Origin of the sequence: Nostoc sp. DedSLP04, assembly GCF_034530775.1 — a bacterium.
Lineage (GTDB): Bacteria > Cyanobacteriota > Cyanobacteriia > Cyanobacteriales > Nostocaceae > Nostoc.
The window spans coordinates 1-20,490 of sequence record NZ_JAVRCL010000024.1; the positions used below are offsets into that span (position 1 = coordinate 1).

A 20,490-nucleotide genomic window follows, 5' to 3' on the forward strand; every position below is an offset into this window, starting at 1 on the left:
TTTTCTTTTAATCCTTTTATTCAGAATACTCGGAAAGTGACAGAAGAGGGGTATAAGCCAAAAACCTTGTAGAGACATAGCACTGCTACGTCTCTACAAGGGTTTCGGATAACGCATATTTAATTTCTGGATATGACCTTCTCAGCAACGCCTGAACTCAAATTAAAATCGCTGCCCAATTCCCAGATGCACTTTGCTTTCTCCCTGGTCGTTAATGCCATAGTCAGCCCGAATTAAGCCTAGTGGTGAATTTAATCGCACTCCCGCCCCATAACTAAAACCATAACCTGGTTTATCCCGTACACCTGCCGGATCTCCTAATACAGTATCACCAGAACCTAAATCTGAGGCGAAGTCGGCAAACAATACACCGCCTACGATTGGTAAGACGGGAAAACGATATTCTGCGGAAGCCAACACGTAACTGCGACCACTGCCAACTTCTCCAGAATCGTAACCGCGCACTGAGTTGGAACCACCCAAGTTAAAACTTTCGTAGGGCGGTAAATTTCCAAGGACGGTACCAGCTTGGACATTCACCGCAAATACTTGTGGCTGTTTGCTGTTAAATAACTGCACTGGTAAATATTGGCTGTAGTTGGCTTTGAGACGATTGAGGGAAATATTACCTTCGCCGATGGGTATAGATTGTTCTGTACTCAGACTTAGAACGGAACCTTGAGTTGGATTGATGGGATTATCTCGTTTATCTTTGGTGGCGGTGAAGGATACGGTAGTTAGGTCGTCAATACCAGTTCCACTCGCAGAGAGGGGATTGCCCTGAACGTCAGTAGGGGTAATATTACCTTGGCGATCGCGAATACTAGTTCGGGTATAGTTTAATCCTAATGAGGTATTCCAATCGTCAATTGGTCGCTGCAAGCTGACACCACCGCCAATTTGACCTTCTCGCACTTTATCGCCGTTAGCTAGCTTAATCTTGTCATCAAAGGTTTCCGAAAGTTCCTGACTACGAAAACCATTTACAGTGTAGCCCAAGCGATCGGGGTTAGTTATTCGATAGGGGCTAATAAATTTGGTATTAAATTGTAAGTCTCGGCTACTTACCCCAACATTCACACCTAAAGTATCATTAACACCACCGACATTCTGATCTTGATAGCTGATTGTACCTACCAATCCTTGATCGGCATTGTAACTTCCACCTAAGTTAACACCACGCGCCCCAGTTTCTTTGAGTTGGTAGACTAAATCAAGTTTTGTCGCATCACCTTCTAAAGCAACATTCACAGTTTCAAATAAACCTGTACGATATAGCTGTTGAATGTCTTGTTTAACGACATTTTCTTGGAAAATTTGACCGGGTTTCAACTTGAGTTGTTGTTGTAAGAAATCTGCTTTGGTGCGTCCTCCGACGGGATTTCCCTTGCTATCAAGGGTTTTACCCTCATCGTTGACAAAGCGAAATTTGATATCACTCACCAAACCTTCAGCGACATTCACAGTGAGAATGCCTTGAGAACTGGGTTTAATTGATAGCACCCGCGCTAAGTTATAACCATTGTCGGCGTACCACTTGTTAATTTGTGCTACTGCTTGTTGCAATCCACTGGGACTAATAGTGGTTCCAATCTGAGATTGCAAACGTTGTTGAGCGACTTGATAGGTAAGTACTTTAGCACCAGATAATTGTAGCGATCGCACAATCACTGGTTGAACTTGGTATACTACATTCAATCCAGCCTGAGTGCTAAAGCTATTCACACTGACACTACTAAATAAACCTGTATTTAAAATTGCTGTTACATCTCTTTGCAGCTGGCTTTGACTGGTTTCTCCACCCACCTGGGTTTTTATTACCTGGCCAATGATTTGCTGTAATTCTTGATTGGCTCCCACCACCCGTACATCTGTAGCTCTGACTACCAAATCGCTTTCAGTAGCAGGAGTTTTGGGGGATGAAGGGGAAAAAGAGGGAGTGGGAAGAAGCGTTACTGATGAATTTCCCTTGTCTGTTGATTTTAAGACTACTGGGGAATTTTTGTTTGCACCTGTTTGCACGGCGACAGGATTTTGGGAAAATTGTTGTGCAACTATAGTTTCTGGGGAAGCAATTGTCTCTACCCGTGCGGGAGTGTCTTCAATTATCGGTACCACCAAGTTACCAGCTTTTGCAGTTGGAGTAAGGGTTTTAGCAGGTGCAGCCGTTGCTTGCTGAGTAATATTGCCAGTAGCTAATGTAGCTAATGTAAAAATTGCAGTAGCAGAAACTCGCATAAATATTTAACCTAATTAACTGGGAGTTATACTAATTTTGGATTTTAGATTTTAGATTTTTGATTAAAAGTATTGACCAAAAGGCTGTTCTAGAAATTTCAAACAATTACATTCCTATCCAAAATTGGTATTAGTTGTAGGGAAGTAAAGGAATAGGGAAATACTAACTTCCAGCTTCCTTGTCGATTTCTCTATTTATACCTCTTACCCAAACAGACAGTTAATTTTGATATTTTGTTTCTTATGAGTAATCTATCTCGGTCATCTTTAGCTTCTAACTCCCAATCCGCAACTTCTCCTTTGCGGTTACTTGTATTAAGTAATGGTCATGGGGAAGATGCGATTGCAGTTCGGATTTTGCAAGAACTCCAACGACAACCAAACCCACCAGAGATGTTTGCTTTGCCTCTGGTGGGTGAAGGACGTGCTTATGAACAGTTGGATATCCCCTTTATCGGTTCAGTCCTGAATATGCCTTCTGGCGGCTTTATTTATATGGATGGCCGCGAATTAGCGCGGGATGTACGCGGTGGTTTATTGCAACTTACCCTCAGCCAAATTAAAGCTATTCGCCGTTGGGTAAGTTCTCAAAAAAAATTAGGTAATAGAAGAGCGATTTTAGCAGTGGGAGATATTTTGCCGCTGTTGTTTGCAACATTTAGTGGCGCTAATTATGCTTTTGTCGGTACGGCAAAATCTGAATATTATGTGCGAGATGAAGCTGGATTATTACCACGAAAATCTAAAGACGCGGGTTGGGAAAACTTTTCTGGTTCAGTTTACCATCCTTGGGAACGTTGGTTAATGAGCCGTCGTCGCTGTAAGGCTGTGTTCCTGAGAGATGCGCTGACCACAGAAACATTAAAACAATGGCCAATTCCAGCTTTCTATTTGGGTAATCCGATGATGGATGGTCTAGAATCGAGGTTTTCACGCCAACAATTTTATAGTCAGAATATCCAACAGCAAGAGACAGTTCGACCTTTTGTAGTGACTCTTCTTCCTGGTTCTCGTCCGCCAGAAGCATACGCCAACTGGGAAACAATTATGATTGCTGTATCTGCATTGATGACAAGTTTTCAACAGCGAGATTCAATCTTTTATAGTTCTAACAAAGTAGTGTTTTTAGGTGCGATCGCTCCTGGTTTAGACTCTAATATTTTATCCCAAAGTGTACAATCCCAAGGCTGGCGCGCTGAATCAGCATCTCCTATCAAACTAAGCGATCCAAATGTCTTGACATTTAAACAAAGAAATGCTTATCTGCTATTAACACAACAAGCCTATAATGATTGCTTGCATTTGGGAGATTTAGCGATCGCAATGGCAGGTACAGCCACAGAACAGTTTATCGGTTTAGGCAAACCTGCGATCGCAATTCCCGGTAATGGCCCACAATATAACCTTGGCTTTGCTGAATCTCAAAGTCGTCTACTGGGATCGTCTTTGATTTTAATCGATCGACCAGCAGATGTAGCGAAGGTTGTACAATCCCTATTCAAAAACCCTGATAATTTGCAAATTATTACAGAAAATGGTGGGCGACGCATGGGTAAACCGGGAGCAGCACTACGTATTGCTAATTGCTTGCGGGAAAAATTGGGATAATGGGCAGTGGGTATGGGGCATTGTGGCAGGTTATTCTCCTTATCCCCTTTGTCCCCTCATCTCCCTTGTCCCTAATTCCTCACGCCACCAACCCAGAACGTAAGGCCCTCACAGCAGCTTGGGTACGGTCATCAGCACATAGTTTATTTAGAATATTACGAACATGGGTTTTTACAGTACCAACTGTAATGTAAAGTTTCTCGGCAATTTGACCATTACTACACCCAGCTACAATCAACTCTAGGATTTCCAGTTCCCGTTGAGTCAGAGGGTATGTTTCCAAAACTTGCTCGTATTCTGTCGCCAGCGCTTCAATTTTTACAGTCTTCGGCTTGTCAGAACCTTGACTTTCTCCAGGAATACCTTGGCGCATCTTCCGCAATACCACGTTGGCAATTGCCGGATCGATCCAAGAGTTACCGCCGTGAGTTGCTTGAATTGCCTCAGTTAATTTACTGATGCTGGTTTCTTTCATATAATAAGAATCAGCGCCAGCTGCAAAAGCTGCAAGTACAGCATCCTCTGTATGATCCATTGTCAAGATCAGAATCTTTGTAGTAGATTGCCCATTTTCAGCCTGGGAGCGTTTGAATTTCCGAGTGAGTTCGATGCCATCCATGTCAGGCAAGCCGATATCTACTACCGCTACATCTGGCTTTGCCGTTTCTAAAAGTTTTAACCCTTGAGTAGCATTTGCCGCTTCCCCAATTACTTTCAATGCACTATGAGACTGTAATGCTGCTCGTAGCCCCATTCGCGTTAAGTCATGATCTTCAATTAAAATAATACTAATTTCATTCATTGCTACACTCACTCTTGCGCTGTTTGCATCTTTCAAAATATTGCCTTTTGTAACTATTATCTATTATTTTCCCAAACTCAAGATAGATGATATTTCAACCTGTCTGCATCCACCGATAGAAATAACAAGTAGCCAAAATTTTTACATTTAGATAGAGGACAAATCTAGCTGGAGATATATAGATACTTACACAAAAAGTATGAAATATTGAAACGAATGCCAAATTGCTGTTCCTTGCTGATAATTCAGCTTTGAATTGTCATGTTGCATCCGTTAATTACTATTATTTTGGAGCAAACTTTAAAAAAAGCTTACGAAAATGAAAAAATTACACCGTGTGAAAGTTGCTTTACGAGAAAGTAAAAGATGGTTGGGAACGATTTTTAATCAAACCTTTGGATTCATCCGATTGATAGAGCCAATAGAGATCGTCATAGAAGGAAGGGAATCAGCCAGCGTTAAAATTTTCTGAAATCATAAACAACAAAGTAATTAGTAGTCCTTTGTAACGAACTTATCCGTCTGACTTTTCACAGGATATAATACAAGCCGCTCTGTGCGAACCTCTTCCCTTTTAGGTTTTGAATTTTTGCCTAACTTTTGTCGGGAACCTTTCTTCGGAATTAAACTTTGGTAATTTTGCGAACATCTATAAGTTCAATATAGCTGGATAAATACTAACACAGATGTGGCGATCGCTAAGAAAATTGTCGAATTTTCAGGAGGTAGGATTACTTCAGATTCACAAATAGGTATAGATAGTACTTTTTTATTTATTTAGTCTAACTAACCTGATAGTAAAACTGTTCAAGCTTATGGTACACGATAATGGGATGCAACTCTCACCAATGACTGACGACGGTGGCTTCCTCACTCATCTACAATTGTTTTAAGCTTGGTAAAGTATTTTATTTTACTTTATATCAGTGGTGTCTGGTTGTTAATTACTAATTTTTGCAGGACATTGGTCATTTGTTAGGAGTTTAGTTACCATCTGGTAAATTAACCAGATTGAATATCCAACAGACTCAATTCAACCCAAGGAAAGACTCGAAGGAGCGACCGACATACTACTAACGGAGGATAAGGAAGTTAATGCGATCAATGTCAAGCAGGTATTAAAGTGGTCTTATGCAAAATATCTTAATCAATCAAATTACAGGTTTTAGATGAAGGGAAATCTTATATTCTTTAGTTGGATAATCTAAAAAGATAAAAGATAAATATTATACATCAACCTATGTTTGGCGGCGAAAATTAAAACCGATGGAAGAGACGCTGAAAATTTTGGTTGTAGACGATGACGAAGTAGACCGGATAGCAATCTGTTCTGCCCTGACTAAAGCAGGTGTTCAGATAGAACTGTCTGAAGTAGGCAATGGTAATGAAGCATTCTCTGTCTTAAGCATTACTACTTACGATTGTGTTTTCCTCGACTATCGTTTACCAGATCGGGACGCACTAACCTTGATTCAACAGCTACGTTCTTCAGAAATTAAAGTTCCTTTAGTAGTTTTAACTGGTCAAGGAGATGAACAAATTACTCTCGAATTATTGAAAGCTGGTGCTACAGACTATCTCTCTAAGTCTAGAATATCCCCAGAAAGTTTGTCGCAAGTTTTACGGAGTGCGATTCGGATTTATCAAGCACAAATGCAGGTCGATTTGGCAAACCAGCACCTTAGAGAAACTCATGAACAACTCATTTGTAAGAACCAAGAATTGGAGAGACAACAGCAACAGATTCAAATGCAAAACTTCAAGTTATTGGAGGCATCACGTCTAAAATCACTTTTTTTGGCAACTATTTCCCACGAACTTAGAACGCCGATGAATGCGATTATTGGTTTTTCACAAATACTCTTGCGTCCTAAATTCGGTCAACTAACGCACCAGCAAGCAGATATGGTTGAGCGCATTTTGAATAATGGGAAGCATTTACTGATGCTACTCAATGAAGTTCTCGACTTTTCCAAGCTGGAGGGAGGAGGATTAGATTTAAAGGCAGAAAGATTTGATATATCAAAGGTAATCAATCTCGTTGTCAGTGAAATGCGTTCCCTAGCTGATGCTAAAAATCTTTCATTGTTAGTACAAACCGATTTGCAAAATCCTTTGATATTTAACGATCCAGTTCGTGTCAAACAGATTTTGATTAACTTGCTTTCCAACGCCATTAAATTCACAGAGTCTGGTGAAATCTGGGTTGAGGTTAAGGAACTACCTGGAAACCGAGTAGTAATTATCGTTCAAGATACAGGTATAGGCATAGCTCCCAGAGATTTTAAACATATTTTTGAAGCATTTCGGCAAGTAGATCAAACTATCACTCGCAAATATCCAGGTACAGGTCTGGGTTTGGCAATTATAGATTCGCTAGTGCGAATGATGGGCGGTAAAATATTTCTTGAGAGTAAATTGGGGGTGGGTTCAATGTTTAAAATTGAATTGCCACGTCAAATTACATTACCGACTGTAGCCGCAAATGCTCCAGCTTCACAGTTAGATAACGATGATTTTTTTTCTCCTGCGCCAAATCCTCATCAGTCATCTTCTCAAGCCAGAAAAGCACCAATAGAATATCCTAAATTTAAAAATTACTTCCAGAAAAACTGATAAAAATTTATAAATCATGTCTGTAGTTGAAAATAATAAAATTTATCGGATATTAGCAGTTGACGACACTCAAGATAATCTGATTTTGGTTCAAGCCATTTTAGAAAGTGAGGGGTATGAAATTGATTTGGCTTCAGATGGAATAAAAGCTTTACGGAAAATTGAGCAATCTCCACCCGATCTGATTCTGTTAGATGTAATGATGCCGGGGATAGATGGCTATGAAGTCACACGTCGGATTCGGAATAACCCTGCAATTTCTTATATTCCAATTCTATTAATTACAGCCTTTCATCAATCCAGCGTTGTCGAAGGTTTGGATGCTGGTGCTGACGATTTTATTCGTAAACCATTTGATACTGATGAACTACTAGCAAGGGTGCGATCGCTATTACGTCTCAAGCACAGTCTGGACGAACAACAAAAAATGGCCCGCCAACGGGAAGATTTTGTTTCCCGTCTGACTCATGATTTACGAACTCCCCTAGTAGCCGCCGATCGCATGTTGAATTTGTTTGAAATGGAAACATTCTGCAAAATTTCGCCGGAAATGAAACAAGCGATCGCAGTCATGATTCGCAGTAACCAAAATCTGATGGAAATGGTCAACACCCTATTAGAAGTGTATCGCTTCGAGGCGGGTAAAAAAACCTTGAATTGGGAGGAATGCGATTTATGTGAGATAGCTCAAGAAGTAGTCAGCGAACTAAGTCCTCTAACTAATGAAAAAGGCTTGACTCTGGAAATTGATACCCATCAATTAGATCCACTGAGTCCAAACGCTGCTATTATCATGGGCGATCGTTTGGAATTACGGCGAGTGTTAAACAACCTGATTGCAAATGCCATCAAATTTACAGATACAGGAGGCATAACAATCCGCATTTATGAAACATCATCTAATCCAGGAGATCCAGATTCGGTAATACTTGAGGTAGAAGATACAGGATATGGAATTGCGCCAGAAGATCGGGCAACAATTTTCGAGCGATTTCGCCAAGGCAGAAATAAACGCTCGGGTAGTGGCTTAGGACTACATCTATCCCACCGCATTATAGAAGGGCACGCAGGAACTATCAAGGTCGCGTCTGAAGTAGGGAAAGGTAGTTTATTTACTGTGCAACTACCTAAAAACACTTAAGTTTGTCTCCTTCACCACCGATTATTTTGTGGATATCTCCCAAGAAATTACATTTAATTTTGGATGTATTTTGATGCACCCAGCAAAAATAAAATTAGCTTAAATTATTTAGTTTAAATTATATAGATTAATTACAGCAGCATTTGAAGGTTAATTCAATCCAAATATTGCCAGATAACTTGCCTCTTCCAATATTTGTATACTCCCAACGGTAGATGTATTGCGCGACTAAAATAACTAAATCTACTTTTGTATCATTCTATAGATAGTAGAAATAACTATTTTACAAAGTTATTATTCAACCTATTAATGCCTGAAAAACGTGTATGCACCCTGGAATCATAACCCAGGGTCTTTTTTATAAAAACCTAGATAATCATCATTTTTTCATCATTGACTACTGTCCATGTCCACCCTATTAAGAGTTGAGGGTGGATATGGACAGCAGTTAAAAAGGATTATAAAGTAAACTAAAATACAGACCGTTTTCTTGTAATGTTCTGTCATTTGAGTCAACAGATACTAAAGGAATACCCCAGTCAAGACGAACGGTGAAGCGATCGCCCTGTGCCCAACGCAACCCCAGACCAACAGCAGCTAAAGTATTGCGATCGGGATTCTCTTTACCAGAACTGTTCCAGCCAACACCAAAATCCACAAAGGGGATAACCTGTAAGATGCTATTTATCTGAGGTAAGCGCAGAATCGGTACTTGAACTTCCGCAGAAACAAAAGTACCATTATCCGTCAGCAGATAATCTTGACGGTAGCCGCGAATGCTATCCTGCCCACCTAAGCCAAACTGCTCTATAGGCAAAAGTGTTGTAGATGCAAGTTGCGTATTTAAACGTAATAATAGTAAGGTTTCAGGAGCTAAAAGGCGGGCCCACTGTGCTTGCCCTTGCCAAGCAAAAAAACGGCTATCAGGAGCATCTTGATTAACCGTGGCATTCAACACATCTATGCCCAAACTGAATTGAGAGCGTAGGGCGATGACTTCCCGACTGTTACGACTCGTCCATTCTTGAAAAAATCGCAACGCAGATACCCTGGTGCGTCCCTCTTCATCAGCACCAGGCGAAAGTAGAGAAGGGGGAAACCCTCCTTCGCTCTCTTTTTGTAGTTTCCATGAGATATCACTTTCGCGCCGGGAGGCTGTCAACCCAAGAGCGAACTCTTGTGTAGGAGTTTGAATTATGGGCTGGCGGAATGTCAGTTCGTAGTAGCGAGAAGCTGATTCGATATCTAAAGTGTCGAAAGGAGGCTCAATAACATTGCTCGACGTAGTGCCATAGTTAAAGGTAAGCGTTCCGTTGCGGGGATTAAGAGGCAATGTGTAACTAGCGTCAAAGGAGTTGCTACCATCAGTATTGGTGTAGCCTACACTCAGACCATCTCCCAATCCAAGTAAGTTGGCTTCATTCAATCTTAACCCGCGTCGGAAACTGCCAACACTAGGCGATCGCCCATTATCAAGAACTATTTGACCGCTAAAGGTTTTTGCCTCACTGATTTTAACTTCTAAAAGACTCGTACCCGTTTGCGATCCTGCTGAGAGTTCAGCAGTCACGTTTTTAATCAAAGGATTAAGTTGCAAAAGTTGCAGGGCTTCTAATAAACGCTGGCGATTCAGAGGTGGTGATGTTGCGATTGCTAGTCGGCTACGGACATAATTCGGATTCAGCCGCCGAGTCCCAGTTACCTGAATATCTTCTAATTTACCTTCGACCACCTGAATTTTAAGAACACCAGATTGGATTGTTTGAGGTGGAATATAAGCACCAGAAGTAATGTAACCATTTTTGACATATAGCTCGGTGATTTTAGAACGTGCTTGATACACTTGGGTCAGTGAGATCGGTCGTTTGGTAAATTCAGCAGTGGCTTTGGCTAATTCTTGGGCACTGAAAACTGTGCTACCAACGACTTCAAAGCGTTCAACAACAATAGTTTGAGGAAAGTTGCCAGGGAGTGGTGTATCAGGTGTAGGAGTTGGGGCAGAGGGTGGAAGTAGTTCTGCTGGTGGGGGGAGTGGCTGTGGCACTTCCGGTGAGGGAAGTGGTGAAGGTGTTGTGGGTGGTTGGATATCCTGTGGTGGTGGAATTTGTTGTGATAGGATGAAATCACCACTTGGTAATTGTGTAGTATCAACAGCCTGAGCTTGCAGTGGACTTAAAAATGTACTGCTAAGTAATAGAAACATACTCAGCGGTAAGCAGGACACTATAAGATTCTGAGGGTATTTATCAATCATCGCACTGGACTATTTTTGTCAGTAACTATGGGATTATACGGGGACTGCTTCAGATGTGAATCTTACTTCATCTTTTGTCGTTAAAGTTGATGTCTTGAGCAAATCGCAATTTAAAAGCTAAATCATCTGGTGATTGCAGACTTAAAAGTATTAATGAGATATCTGGTGAAATTAAATTAATTATGCGTTGCCCAAAATCCTTGGTAAGCAAAATTTATGTAGTCAAAGGCTTTCCGTACCACTACGTGGAAGCAAACTATGCGTAGTATCTCCGTGCTTTTTTTACAGTTTAAATCTGATACCAAATTTCTGATGAGAGTGTGCTGCAATCAGTAGACGTCTTGCAAAAGTAACTTTTGCCTTGAAGTTGGGGAAAGGTGAAAGGTTAAAGGGTAAGGGAAAATTCCATCCTTTCCCCTTTACCCCCAAGAGTGCAAAAGTGCTTTTTGCAAGAGGTCTACTCCATACCACTTTCCTTAAACATTCCCATCAATTTACGTTTACGAGCGTGAGTTTGCATCAAGTTTTCCCGATAGCTTAACCAGTCAGCTTTCTTCCCAGATTTCAGGTAGGCATTACGCGCCTTTTTCAACCATTCAACCGCGTAATAATAGTATTCGGCTTTACCTGCATCCATAATCTTTTCGGCACGGCGACGAGCATTAGCAATTACCCAACCAGGATTATGAGGAATAGCAGCATCCATGACTCGGTGAATTAACTCTGAACGATCGGAACTTAGTTCGCTAGCGATCGCAATTGCATCATCAATTAGCCCTTCATACAAGAATATATCCACCTTGGCTGATTCTGTTCCCCAACCATTACAAGTACGGACAATTCTCAGCAGGTCTGTTTTGACACTTTCCCAGTTTTCCCCAGCCAATTCTGCCATCTTTTGGTAATCCACAAAGCAGGGCTTCATTTGAAAAGCCGCCTTGATTGCTGATAAAGCAGCTTCACTATTACCTAATTTAATAGCTAAATCACTTGTCCAAATTGCCAATTCATACTGACAATTACCCGGTAAATTTAATCCACTCTCGGCTATATCTAGTGCTTGCTGTAATGCTCCCTGAACGCTGAGTGTTTTCGCTAGGGCAAAGGCTTCTTCCATTGAGTTCATCTGGGTTTGAGCAGCATCAATTGCTTCTTCCACCCTGCCTAAACGCCCCAACATTGTCAGATATTGCTGGGTTTGCCCTTCCGCTTCTGCTAAATACAGGTATTCTTGATAACGTTCTTGACGTTCGAGAATTTTCAGGCGAATTAATGCCAAATCATCAGCATAATCTGGTACGTCTTCTTCCCATGCTCCCCTTTCAGTAATGTTACCTTGGAGAACTTGTACCAGTGGCGGATAATCCCAACCTTGGCGTAAAGCCTCCATAACTAGACCAAAATCAGCATTCCACTCATCTTGCCAAGCTTCCAAATTTATTTGAATATCAACTTTTTCTTCTGGAGTAAGTTCGGCGATTAGAATTGCTTCACACCAAGCATTATTTAATTCGCCGACAACTTCATCATTTTCAGCGCCGTATTCGGCAACATCATCCCAATTTTCCGCACAGGTAGAGGTAATCGCCTCCAAAATAGCGATCGCATTTTCACCTTCTCCCCGTTCGCTAAAATCTACCGCAGTTTGCACTACACTCAGCAAATCTTCGCCAATCGGGTCATCTTCGTATCCCTCCTCAAAGTAGCGCACGGTATCCTTGAGAATCTGCCGTACTTGCCGCCGAAAGGGAGCCGGATCGAGAGTATTGCGGCGCACGAATTTTATGGTTGTTTGATTGTCAGCAGGATTCGTCATCCAACTTACATGACGGTCAATCGCCTCAATTAGGGGGGGGTATTCCGCTACCAACTCTTGCAGTAGCCTTTGAGTTTCGATATAATTCAGGCGATTTAGTAGTTCTTCCAGGGTGGGGCGCTGCTCAATATTTTCTGAGTTACGCGCACAAACGAGCATCGTCGCTACAATGTGTTTGCACCAACCTTCATAGTTGTAGGCACAGGTGCATTTTACTGAGGTTAACCCACTGCTATCGAAATTCAGGCTGACATGATAAGGTCTAGCTTCAGTGCCTACAACATCTGCCTGAAGCAGATGACCGCGTTGGATAACGGCATTAACAGCACCAGCGTTATAATATGCCTCGCCTCGCTGGAAAGATTTGGCGTTGGCATGACGGCGGATAGTAAATTCACTAATTTGGGGAATAGACATCGAGCGATCGCCTGCGTAAATCTTCTGGATCAATCCTAAATCCAGCTTAGTGTTACGCTAACGCGCTGTAAAGAAAAAGGTGTGGCGATTCTGAATGAGACTGCAATTTCTATTCATTAACTAGCTCAGAACTGGAAATAAGTTTCATTGTCCTGCAAATACTCACTTAATTTATTGTCGCTTTTCTGGGAAAACCAACCCATATAATGAAAATATCCATATTTTCGCCAGAAGTGAGTGAATCATAATTTGAGTTAGCAATACCCAAACCTGAAATCAGTGAACAGTCAACAGTAAACAGTCAGGGTAATGTAAGGTAAGGGATTTAGAGTTCAGCGATAAAACTGATAACTGATAACTGTTAAAAGGGTTGCGCTGATTGTCGGTCAAGTTGAGAATAAATAGGCGAAGCAGACGGGGAAACTAACGTGAGTCAAGGATATGATTACGATTTAGTAATTATCGGCGCTGGTGTAGGCGGACATGGCGCAGCCTTACACGCCGTAAGTTGTGGTTTGAAAACAGCAATTATTGAAGCTGCTGATATGGGAGGAACCTGTATTAATCGGGGCTGTATTCCTTCTAAAGCGCTGCTGGCAGCATCTGGACGTGTGCGGGAGTTACGCAATGCCCACCACCTCAAGTCACTGGGAATTCAAATTGGTAGCGTAGAATTCGATCGCCAAGCGATCGCCAATCATGCTACCAATCTTGTCTCGAAACTTCAAGGCGACTTAACCAACAGTCTCAAGCGTCTAGGGGTCGATATCATTAGAGGCTGGGGAAAAATCGCTGGCGCGCAAAAAATCTCTATTACTGGAGACGGCGGTGAAAAAACCATTACAGCCAAAGACATTATCCTTTCGCCAGGTTCAATTCCTTTTGTGCCTCCAGGGATTGAAGTAGACGGTAAAACTGTCTTTACCAGCGACCAAGGTGTGAAATTGGAATCGCTACCAGAGTGGGTAGCAATTATTGGTAGTGGTTACATCGGCTTAGAATTTTCTGATATTTACTCAGCTTTGGGTTGTGAAATCACTTTGATTGAAGCCCTAGATCAGTTAATGCCAGGATTTGACCGCGATATTGCCAAACTTGCCGAACGGGTGCTAATTACTCCCCGCGATATTGAAACAAAAGTCGGGATATACGCCAAAAAAGTCATTCCCGGTTCACCTGTGGTAATTGAGTTAGCAGATTTCAAAACCAAGGAAGATATAGATGTCATTGAGGTAGATGCTTGTTTGGTGGCTACAGGACGCATCCCAGCGACCAAAAATCTTGGTTTAGAGTCTGTGGGTGTGGAACTCGATCGGCGGAATTTTATTCCAGTAGACGATCGCATGGCAGTACTATCAGCAGGTGAAGTCGTACCGCATTTGTGGGCAATTGGCGATGCTAATGGGAAGATGATGTTAGCACATGCGGCTTCTGCTCAAGGCATCATCGCGGTAGAAAATATAGTTGGGAGGGAAAGAATAGTAGACTATCGCAGCATCCCCGCAGCAGCATTTACCCACCCAGAAGTCAGCTATGTAGGCTTAACTGAAACAGCAGCTAAGGAGTTAGGACAAGCCGAAGGGTTTGAAATTGCCACAAGTAGGAGTTACTTCAAAGGAAATTCCAAAGCGTTGGCAGAAAATGAAGCTGACGGTATTGCCAAGGTGATATATCGCAAAGACACCGGAGAAGTCTTGGGCGTCCACATTTTCGGACTGCACGCCTCAGACTTAATTCATGAAGCCTCAGCTGCGATCGCCAACCGTCAATCTGTGCAAAGTCTCGCACATCTAGTTCACGCCCACCCGACACTCTCAGAAGTCCTGGACGAAGCTTATAAACGAGCCATTTAGTCATTTGTCCTCTGTCATTTGTCCTTTGTCAATAAACAAGGACAAATGATCAATGACAAATGACCAATGACTAATGACAAATGACCAATGACTAATGACTAGTGACTAATTATGCAAATCCGTCGCCGTTCACCTAACCCAGCTATTTCCGTGTCCATGTTACGTTATCAGGCTGCCGTACCTGATGCAGCGCCAAACAATATTTTGGAAGAAATTGTCTGGCATAAAGAAGTAGAAGTTGACCAAATGCGTGAAAGGCTGCCTTTACGGGAATTGCAACATCAAGCACTCTCTGCGCCACCAACCCGTGATTTTGTTGCCGCTTTGCGTCAAGGTAAGACAAAGCCAGCATTGATTGCCGAAGTGAAAAAAGCTTCACCTAGTAAAGGCGTTTTACGAGCAGATTTTGACCCAGTAGCGATCGCCCTGTCTTATCAGCAAGGAGGTGCTAGTTGTCTTTCTGTGCTGACAGATGTCAAGTTCTTTCAAGGTAGTTTTGACAATTTAGCCAAAGTCCGGGCTGCCGTAGATTTGCCCCTACTGTGTAAAGAGTTTGTCATCTATCCTTACCAGATGTACTTAGCGCGGGTTCAGGGTGCAGATGCTATTTTGTTGATTGCAGCTATCCTGAGCGATCGAGATTTGCAATACTTCCTGAAAATTGCTAATAACCTGAAAATGGCAGTTTTGATTGAAGTCCATAGTTTGGCAGAACTTGACCGGGTGTTAGCCTTAGATGGAGTCTCCTTAATAGGTATCAATAATCGCAATTTGGAAGATTTCTCTGTCGATCTGCAAACTACTTGCCAACTTTTGGCTGCAAGAGGTAGACAATTGCAAGAGAAAAATATCCTTGTTGTCAGCGAGTCAGGACTACACAACCCAGAAGATTTGAGTTTAGTGCTGACAGCAGGTGCATCTGCTGTACTCATTGGAGAATCTTTGGTAAAACAACCAGATCCCGGCGCTGCGATCGCTCGTATATTACCGAGGAATTTTTAAAATAAACACCCACCTGCCCTAAAAGGCGCAGGGCAACTGCACATAATAGTTAAGCAATTGGGCATACTATGCGTATACACGCAGCACTTTGCTATCAAATATCATCAATATCTTTGCCAAATCTTCATTGCTAATCAAACCAAAGCCATAAGCAACTAGTTATTTATTATGTAACAATTTATTAACAAGAAATAAACTGTAACTCATACAAAATCCCAAATATGAAATCAAAAGTTAACTTCATGGAGCAAATTCCTCTACCTTCGCCTATTCACTACGAACTTATACTTCAACTCTTAGAAAGACAAACTATGTTAGCAGTCAATGATAACCCAGATTTACGGCATCAGGTGAATCAGCTAATTATTACTCTCCGTAAAGCTGCTGTACAGCAAAAGCGACTAGAAGAAATTTGCGAGTTTTCCTCTGTAACTATCGATCACCGTTGGTCAATCAACCATCATAACGATAGCAAAGTTGTTGCCCCCGATTGAAAAAGATTGTCATCTTTATAAGATTTTAGTTCAGAGAAAGTTCATCTTGATTTAGACAAAACTGTAGATCGGTTAAAATAAAAAATTGATGAGATTCTCTCTCGAATTTGACGAAAGATGAAATACAACAGCATTGATGAACTCCTCAGAAATAATCAGGCTTGGGTTGCCGAAAAGCTAGCTCTAGATCCAACTTACTTTCAAGAATTATCTAACGGACAAACACCACCTTTTCTATACATTGGGTGTTCTGATAGTCGTCTGGCATTAACAAAATTTACCCGTACAGAACCAGGAGAGCTATTTGTACATCGTAATATTGCCAATCAAGTTTCTCTAACGGATATAAACTTTTTAGCCGTTTTAGAATACGCAATTTTACACCTAAAAGTGGAACACATTATCGTTTGTGGTCACTACGATTGCGGAGGAATTAAGGCAGCTTTAGAAGGGCGAACGATTGGAATTCTTGATAACTGGGTAAATCCAATTCGGGAACTGTATCTACAGAAACAAGAAGAAATTGATGCTTTGCCAACAAGAGAAGAACGTTTGAATCGCTTGGCAGAAATCAATGTTGTGGCGCAAGTAAAAAATATTTACCAAACTTCCATCATGCGTCAGGTACTCCATGAGCGAAAAGCGCCTATGGTTCATGGCTGGGTACTAGATATACACACTGGGTTAATCAAAGATTTAAACGTTTCAACTGTGCAATGGCAATTGCACATTTGCCCCTTGCTTTTAGAGTTTAGACTCTATGCCATGTTAACACATGAGAGTTAATTCGGTATTTTCAGCCACACCGAAGCCTGCATTATAGAGTTGATAAATCGTGTTTTTACAAATCTTATTTAGATATCGAGTTTTATTGGGCAGTGCTTACGTGTATTTAAAAAATAAAATAGTATTTTTAGAGTTTTTTGTTTATTAAAGTAATGTCAAGATCGGGTGATTACTGATAATAAAATCTAGCAATATAAGTTGGATTAAATGTCAGTGAAACTGAACATAAACAAGCATCAAATATTGACTTTTCTCTTTCAAGAGAACCTACAAACATTATAAGTATTAAGTAAATCTGATATTACGAATGAATATAGAACAGAAAATTTACTAATATTTTTTATAGAGGCAATTCATGAATTGCCTCTATTAGAATTAGTAACACCGATATGGATACGCTTAACCTACTCCGACAAAAAATTATTTCTTCGCAATTATCCACACTGCATGAATAATTCCAGGAATGTAACCAAAAAGCGTCAAAAGTATATTAATCCAAAAGTCTATACCAAAACCTACTTGTAAAAAAACTCCCAAAGGTGGCACGAAAATGGCACACAGAATCCGAACTAAATCCATTTAAACCTCCTGTTTATCTCAGAAAAGACAGCTTGTTGGCAAACTGATTCACCACTGTTCAAGCATATTTGTACATTTCAAAGATAACATTTCCTCTCTTCATCTAGATCGCGGTTTATATACGGTAAACCGCACTCAAGATTAGCCACCGCTAATTTTGACTTTGTAACCTAGCTTGGTCAAAATCTCAAGAATTTTCTGTTTGTGTTCGCCCTGAATTTCAATTTCGTTATCTTTAAGTGTCCCGCCTGTCCCACACTGGGTTTTTAACTGCTTCACCAAATCTGCTAAGGTTTCCGGTTTGGCTTGAAAACCGCTAACGACTGTGACGGTTTTGCCTTTGCGTCCTTTGCGGGAAGCTTGTACTTTCAAGTTTTGTTGTTGTGGGGGTAGTTCTGGAATTGGTCTTTCTGTGGCGGCGGAGTTGTCGTTGCCAAATTCACGGTAGACAAAGCTTTTGTCAGAAGATTGAGAATTGGAAGAAGACATAAATGAATGTTTAAGAAAAATTTCAAAAGCAGTGGAAAGTTCTACGCAACTATTCTACTGGGATACAATTTATAGGCTAACATTACACTTCCATACATCATAACCAAATTGACGTAATACTTGAATTAATCTTTCCTTCAGTAGAAAGTAGATTGAAATGGTTAAACTGATTCCAGAAAATGGCTTGTATATATCTATAATTCAACCTAATTTTACTTAAACCATCTCAAACTCTAATTGATGACTCTTGAGAAAATCATGGGTGAAATGATCCACCATATTTGTATCAGCCAGTTCCAAATTATAAAAATCCACAGCTTCATGGTCAAAATGAGGACCAGCGTGCCAAGTACCCTCATGTAGCTTGATAAAACAATTCCCCGGAATGCGGAAAGCAGCAATTTCTTCTAATGTTGGTTCACTCACATCATTATGAGGAGGACAAACTGCAATTAACCAATCCTTCCCTTCCAAAGAACCCAGACATTGAGTGCATTGCATATGGCGAGTAATTTTGTGGAACTTTCGTCCTATTTTCTCCAACCGCATAAGATAAAATCGTGGAATCCCGTTTTGCAGGTTTAACTGGGCATCTTCCCCATCGTAAGTTTTGCCATCAAGACTTGCAAAAATAACCTGTCCATAACGCCGAAAGTTTTCAGGAGTCACCCATTGCACTTGCAACTGTTGCACTGTCTTTGATGTGCTCATATCAAATCATTAAGAGAGATTATCTAAGTTTATTTTCGGCCATAATGACTGAATTTTACATAGTTATGATGGTGACTTCCTGAGTTTAAATGCCCTAAACTCTGAAAAAATAACCTCAGCTAGCTAGATAACTACGTACTTGTTCTTTTTGGCGCCGGAGGAGACTAAGAGCTTTTTGTTCTATCTGACGCACCCGTTCTCGACTAATACCCATGCGATCGCCAATCTGTGCTAAAGAAAGTTCATACCCATCCGTTAGACCAAAGCGCAGGGTTAATATTTCTCGCTGCTGGGGAGACAGCTTTGCCAATAAGTCTTGTAAGTCTTGGTGGAGAGATTCTTCAACGGCATAATCTTCGGGAGAAGGGCCATCATCCTCCAGTATGTCTTGCAATTCTGTATCTTGTTGTTCGCCAACTCGCGCCTCTAAAGAGAAGGGTTGACGAGCTAAGTACAAACACTCTCGAACTTGGCTAGGTGTCAAAGATAAGGCAGTGGCAATTTCAGCAGTAGTAGGAACGCGACCTAAGTGTTGAGATAATTCTCGCTGTACCCGTTTAATTTTGTTCAGTTTCTCAAAGACGTGGATAGGTAAACGAATTGTACGTCCTTGTTGAGCGATCGCCCGTGTAATTCCTTGACGAATCCACCAGTAAGCGTAGGTAGAAAACTTATAACCAAGGGCGGGATCGAATTTATCTACCCCTCGCTCTAAACCTAAAGTACCTTCTTGAATTAAATCCATAAATTCCAGATTACGGTGCTGGTATTTCTTTGCCACAGCTACCACTAACCGGAGATTAGCCTGAATCATTTTCTGCTTGGCCTGGTGTCCTAAATTTAGCTGTTGCTCTAGCACCTCCACACTTAACTCCACCCGATCTGCCCATTCTTGTAGCGTGGGTTCGTGGTTTAATTTGACAGCCAATTCTTCCTTAGCAGCTAATAAATTCATCATCTGCTGCACTTGTTGGGCAAAAATAACCTCTTGTTCGCGAGTCAACAAATCTACACGCCCGATCTCTTGCAGATAACTACGCACAATATCATCTGTAGATCGAGGCTTTTTATCTGCGGTTAAACTTTTTTTCTTCGTTTTTTGAACTTCGGTATGTGGAGATGTTAAGTTGCTCATGGTTATTTGCTCCTCTGTAACCTCATCAATTTATTGGTATCAAGTCTAGATATTCAGACCCACAGCCATTTCACACTGCTAATCATAGATATCTTGCAAAAGTACTTAACACCCCATCCTTTAATTTCCTTCCCACTTTTGGGGAAGGTAGACAAAGCTACGCTTTGGCGAGGTGGGTTTATTAGTTTGTAATTTATGCAAAAGGTCTAATCAATTTGCAACACTGATGAATTCTGGTCTATGATACATTACAAGTTAATTGTTGGAGATAATAAACCCAAAATCAACCTACCCCTTAATAATAACATCATCACCGATCACAAATCAAATACCTAAAGTATCATTAGCATATCCTTGGAAGTGATTACATTCCTCTATCATTGATTTTTGCATATTTTAAAATACAATTAATAATTAAATTTAGTCTAGTTATCCAATGCGTTTACTGTAAAAGTAAAAAATCCTGAGCCACAATTCTATTTTCTAAGAGATAAATTATTAATACCAATTTTTAAAATATCACAAAAACTTTATTTTTTTAATTTTTCA

General features: G+C 40.9%; 15 protein-coding genes. 7 read left to right on the forward strand and 8 right to left on the reverse strand.

Annotated elements, in window-relative coordinates; translation table 11 throughout:
* Nucleotides 1-162: 162 nt before the first annotated feature.
* Nucleotides 163-2,238: an outer membrane protein assembly factor gene (locus RMX89_RS15555; RefSeq protein WP_322689534.1), complete on the reverse strand. Its 2,076-nt coding sequence runs from the start codon at nt 2,236-2,238 to the stop codon at nt 163-165.
* Nucleotides 2,239-2,481: 243 nt separating this feature from the next.
* Here RMX89_RS15555 and RMX89_RS15560 point away from each other — a divergent pair, with 243 nt between their 5' ends.
* Nucleotides 2,482-3,846, forward strand: coding sequence for a lipid-A-disaccharide synthase-related protein (locus RMX89_RS15560; protein ID WP_322689535.1), 1,365 nt, complete (start codon nt 2,482-2,484; stop codon nt 3,844-3,846).
* 79 nt (nt 3,847-3,925) lie between these two features.
* Here RMX89_RS15560 and RMX89_RS15565 read toward each other — a convergent pair whose 3' ends face one another.
* Nucleotides 3,926-4,648, reverse strand: a complete 723-nt coding sequence (locus RMX89_RS15565; RefSeq protein WP_104908003.1) for a response regulator transcription factor — start codon at nt 4,646-4,648, stop codon at nt 3,926-3,928.
* Between the two features lie 1,266 nt (nt 4,649-5,914).
* Between RMX89_RS15565 and RMX89_RS15570 the strand changes: the two genes are divergently transcribed.
* Complete coding sequence (locus RMX89_RS15570) at nt 5,915-7,264, forward strand: ATP-binding protein (RefSeq protein WP_322672103.1); 1,350 nt, start codon at nt 5,915-5,917, stop codon at nt 7,262-7,264.
* A gap of 16 nt (nt 7,265-7,280) precedes the next feature.
* Nucleotides 7,281-8,405 carry a hybrid sensor histidine kinase/response regulator gene (locus RMX89_RS15575; protein ID WP_322689536.1) on the forward strand — a complete coding sequence of 375 codons (1,125 nt, stop codon included), beginning with the start codon at nt 7,281-7,283 and terminating at the stop codon, nt 8,403-8,405.
* Between the two features lie 448 nt (nt 8,406-8,853).
* Here RMX89_RS15575 and RMX89_RS15580 read toward each other — a convergent pair whose 3' ends face one another.
* Both RMX89_RS15580 and RMX89_RS15585 read right to left on the reverse strand, forming a co-directional pair.
* Nucleotides 8,854-10,608 (reverse strand): ShlB/FhaC/HecB family hemolysin secretion/activation protein, encoded by a 1,755-nt coding sequence (locus RMX89_RS15580; RefSeq protein WP_416211985.1) that lies wholly within the window; start codon nt 10,606-10,608, stop codon nt 8,854-8,856.
* Between the two features lie 508 nt (nt 10,609-11,116).
* Complete coding sequence (locus RMX89_RS15585; RefSeq protein ID WP_322689579.1) at nt 11,117-12,892, reverse strand: SWIM zinc finger family protein; 1,776 nt, start codon at nt 12,890-12,892, stop codon at nt 11,117-11,119.
* A 428-nt stretch (nt 12,893-13,320) separates the two neighbouring features.
* On the opposite strand from RMX89_RS15585, the gene lpdA reads away from it, so the two are divergent.
* From lpdA to RMX89_RS15605, 4 genes are all read left to right on the forward strand, one after another.
* The gene (gene lpdA / locus RMX89_RS15590; protein ID WP_322683857.1) at nt 13,321-14,745 is read left to right on the forward strand and encodes a dihydrolipoyl dehydrogenase; all 1,425 of its coding nucleotides are present in this window, start codon (nt 13,321-13,323) and stop codon (nt 14,743-14,745) included.
* A 111-nt stretch (nt 14,746-14,856) separates the two neighbouring features.
* Nucleotides 14,857-15,747: an indole-3-glycerol phosphate synthase TrpC gene (gene trpC, locus RMX89_RS15595; protein ID WP_322672107.1), complete on the forward strand. Its 891-nt coding sequence runs from the start codon at nt 14,857-14,859 to the stop codon at nt 15,745-15,747.
* 242 nt (nt 15,748-15,989) lie between these two features.
* On the forward strand, nt 15,990-16,241 hold the full coding sequence (locus tag RMX89_RS15600; protein ID WP_069072137.1) for a DUF5340 domain-containing protein: 252 nt from the start codon (nt 15,990-15,992) through the stop codon (nt 16,239-16,241).
* A 117-nt stretch (nt 16,242-16,358) separates the two neighbouring features.
* Nucleotides 16,359-17,027, forward strand: a complete 669-nt coding sequence (locus tag RMX89_RS15605) for a carbonic anhydrase (RefSeq protein ID WP_322672108.1) — start codon at nt 16,359-16,361, stop codon at nt 17,025-17,027.
* 420 nt (nt 17,028-17,447) lie between these two features.
* Here the strand turns inward: RMX89_RS15605 and RMX89_RS15610 are convergent, their stop codons facing one another.
* The 4 genes from RMX89_RS15610 to RMX89_RS15625 all read right to left on the reverse strand — a co-directional run bounded on the left by RMX89_RS15610 (nt 17,448) and on the right by RMX89_RS15625 (nt 19,941).
* On the reverse strand, nt 17,448-17,606 hold the full coding sequence (locus tag RMX89_RS15610; RefSeq protein ID WP_322672109.1) for a YqaE/Pmp3 family membrane protein: 159 nt from the start codon (nt 17,604-17,606) through the stop codon (nt 17,448-17,450).
* Nucleotides 17,607-17,747: 141 nt separating this feature from the next.
* The gene (locus tag RMX89_RS15615; RefSeq protein ID WP_322672110.1) at nt 17,748-18,095 is read right to left on the reverse strand and encodes a translation initiation factor; all 348 of its coding nucleotides are present in this window, start codon (nt 18,093-18,095) and stop codon (nt 17,748-17,750) included.
* A gap of 216 nt (nt 18,096-18,311) precedes the next feature.
* Nucleotides 18,312-18,806, reverse strand: a complete 495-nt coding sequence (locus RMX89_RS15620; RefSeq protein WP_322672111.1) for an ureidoglycolate lyase — start codon at nt 18,804-18,806, stop codon at nt 18,312-18,314.
* Between the two features lie 115 nt (nt 18,807-18,921).
* Nucleotides 18,922-19,941: an RpoD/SigA family RNA polymerase sigma factor gene (locus RMX89_RS15625; protein ID WP_322672112.1), complete on the reverse strand. Its 1,020-nt coding sequence runs from the start codon at nt 19,939-19,941 to the stop codon at nt 18,922-18,924.
* Nucleotides 19,942-20,490: the final 549 nt, after the last annotated feature.

Bases quoted from the DNA above. Each gene is read 5' to 3' on its own strand.
- RMX89_RS15600 (WP_069072137.1), top strand. From the start codon at position 15,990: ATGGAGCAAATTCCTCTACCTTCGCCTATTCACTACGAACTTATACTT.
- RMX89_RS15615 (WP_322672110.1), bottom strand. From the start codon at position 18,095: ATGTCTTCTTCCAATTCTCAATCTTCTGACAAAAGCTTTGTCTACCGT.
- RMX89_RS15555 (WP_322689534.1), bottom strand. From the start codon at position 2,238: ATGCGAGTTTCTGCTACTGCAATTTTTACATTAGCTACATTAGCTACT.
- RMX89_RS15565 (WP_104908003.1), bottom strand. From the start codon at position 4,648: ATGAATGAAATTAGTATTATTTTAATTGAAGATCATGACTTAACGCGA.
- trpC (WP_322672107.1), top strand. From the start codon at position 14,857: ATGCAAATCCGTCGCCGTTCACCTAACCCAGCTATTTCCGTGTCCATG.
- RMX89_RS15560 (WP_322689535.1), top strand. From the start codon at position 2,482: ATGAGTAATCTATCTCGGTCATCTTTAGCTTCTAACTCCCAATCCGCA.
- RMX89_RS15620 (WP_322672111.1), bottom strand. From the start codon at position 18,806: ATGAGCACATCAAAGACAGTGCAACAGTTGCAAGTGCAATGGGTGACT.
- RMX89_RS15570 (WP_322672103.1), top strand. From the start codon at position 5,915: ATGGAAGAGACGCTGAAAATTTTGGTTGTAGACGATGACGAAGTAGAC.
- RMX89_RS15575 (WP_322689536.1), top strand. From the start codon at position 7,281: ATGTCTGTAGTTGAAAATAATAAAATTTATCGGATATTAGCAGTTGAC.
- RMX89_RS15625 (WP_322672112.1), bottom strand. From the start codon at position 19,941: ATGAGCAACTTAACATCTCCACATACCGAAGTTCAAAAAACGAAGAAA.
- RMX89_RS15580 (WP_416211985.1), bottom strand. From the start codon at position 10,608: ATGTTTCTATTACTTAGCAGTACATTTTTAAGTCCACTGCAAGCTCAG.
- RMX89_RS15605 (WP_322672108.1), top strand. From the start codon at position 16,359: ATGAAATACAACAGCATTGATGAACTCCTCAGAAATAATCAGGCTTGG.
- RMX89_RS15585 (WP_322689579.1), bottom strand. From the start codon at position 12,892: ATGTCTATTCCCCAAATTAGTGAATTTACTATCCGCCGTCATGCCAAC.
- RMX89_RS15610 (WP_322672109.1), bottom strand. From the start codon at position 17,606: ATGGATTTAGTTCGGATTCTGTGTGCCATTTTCGTGCCACCTTTGGGA.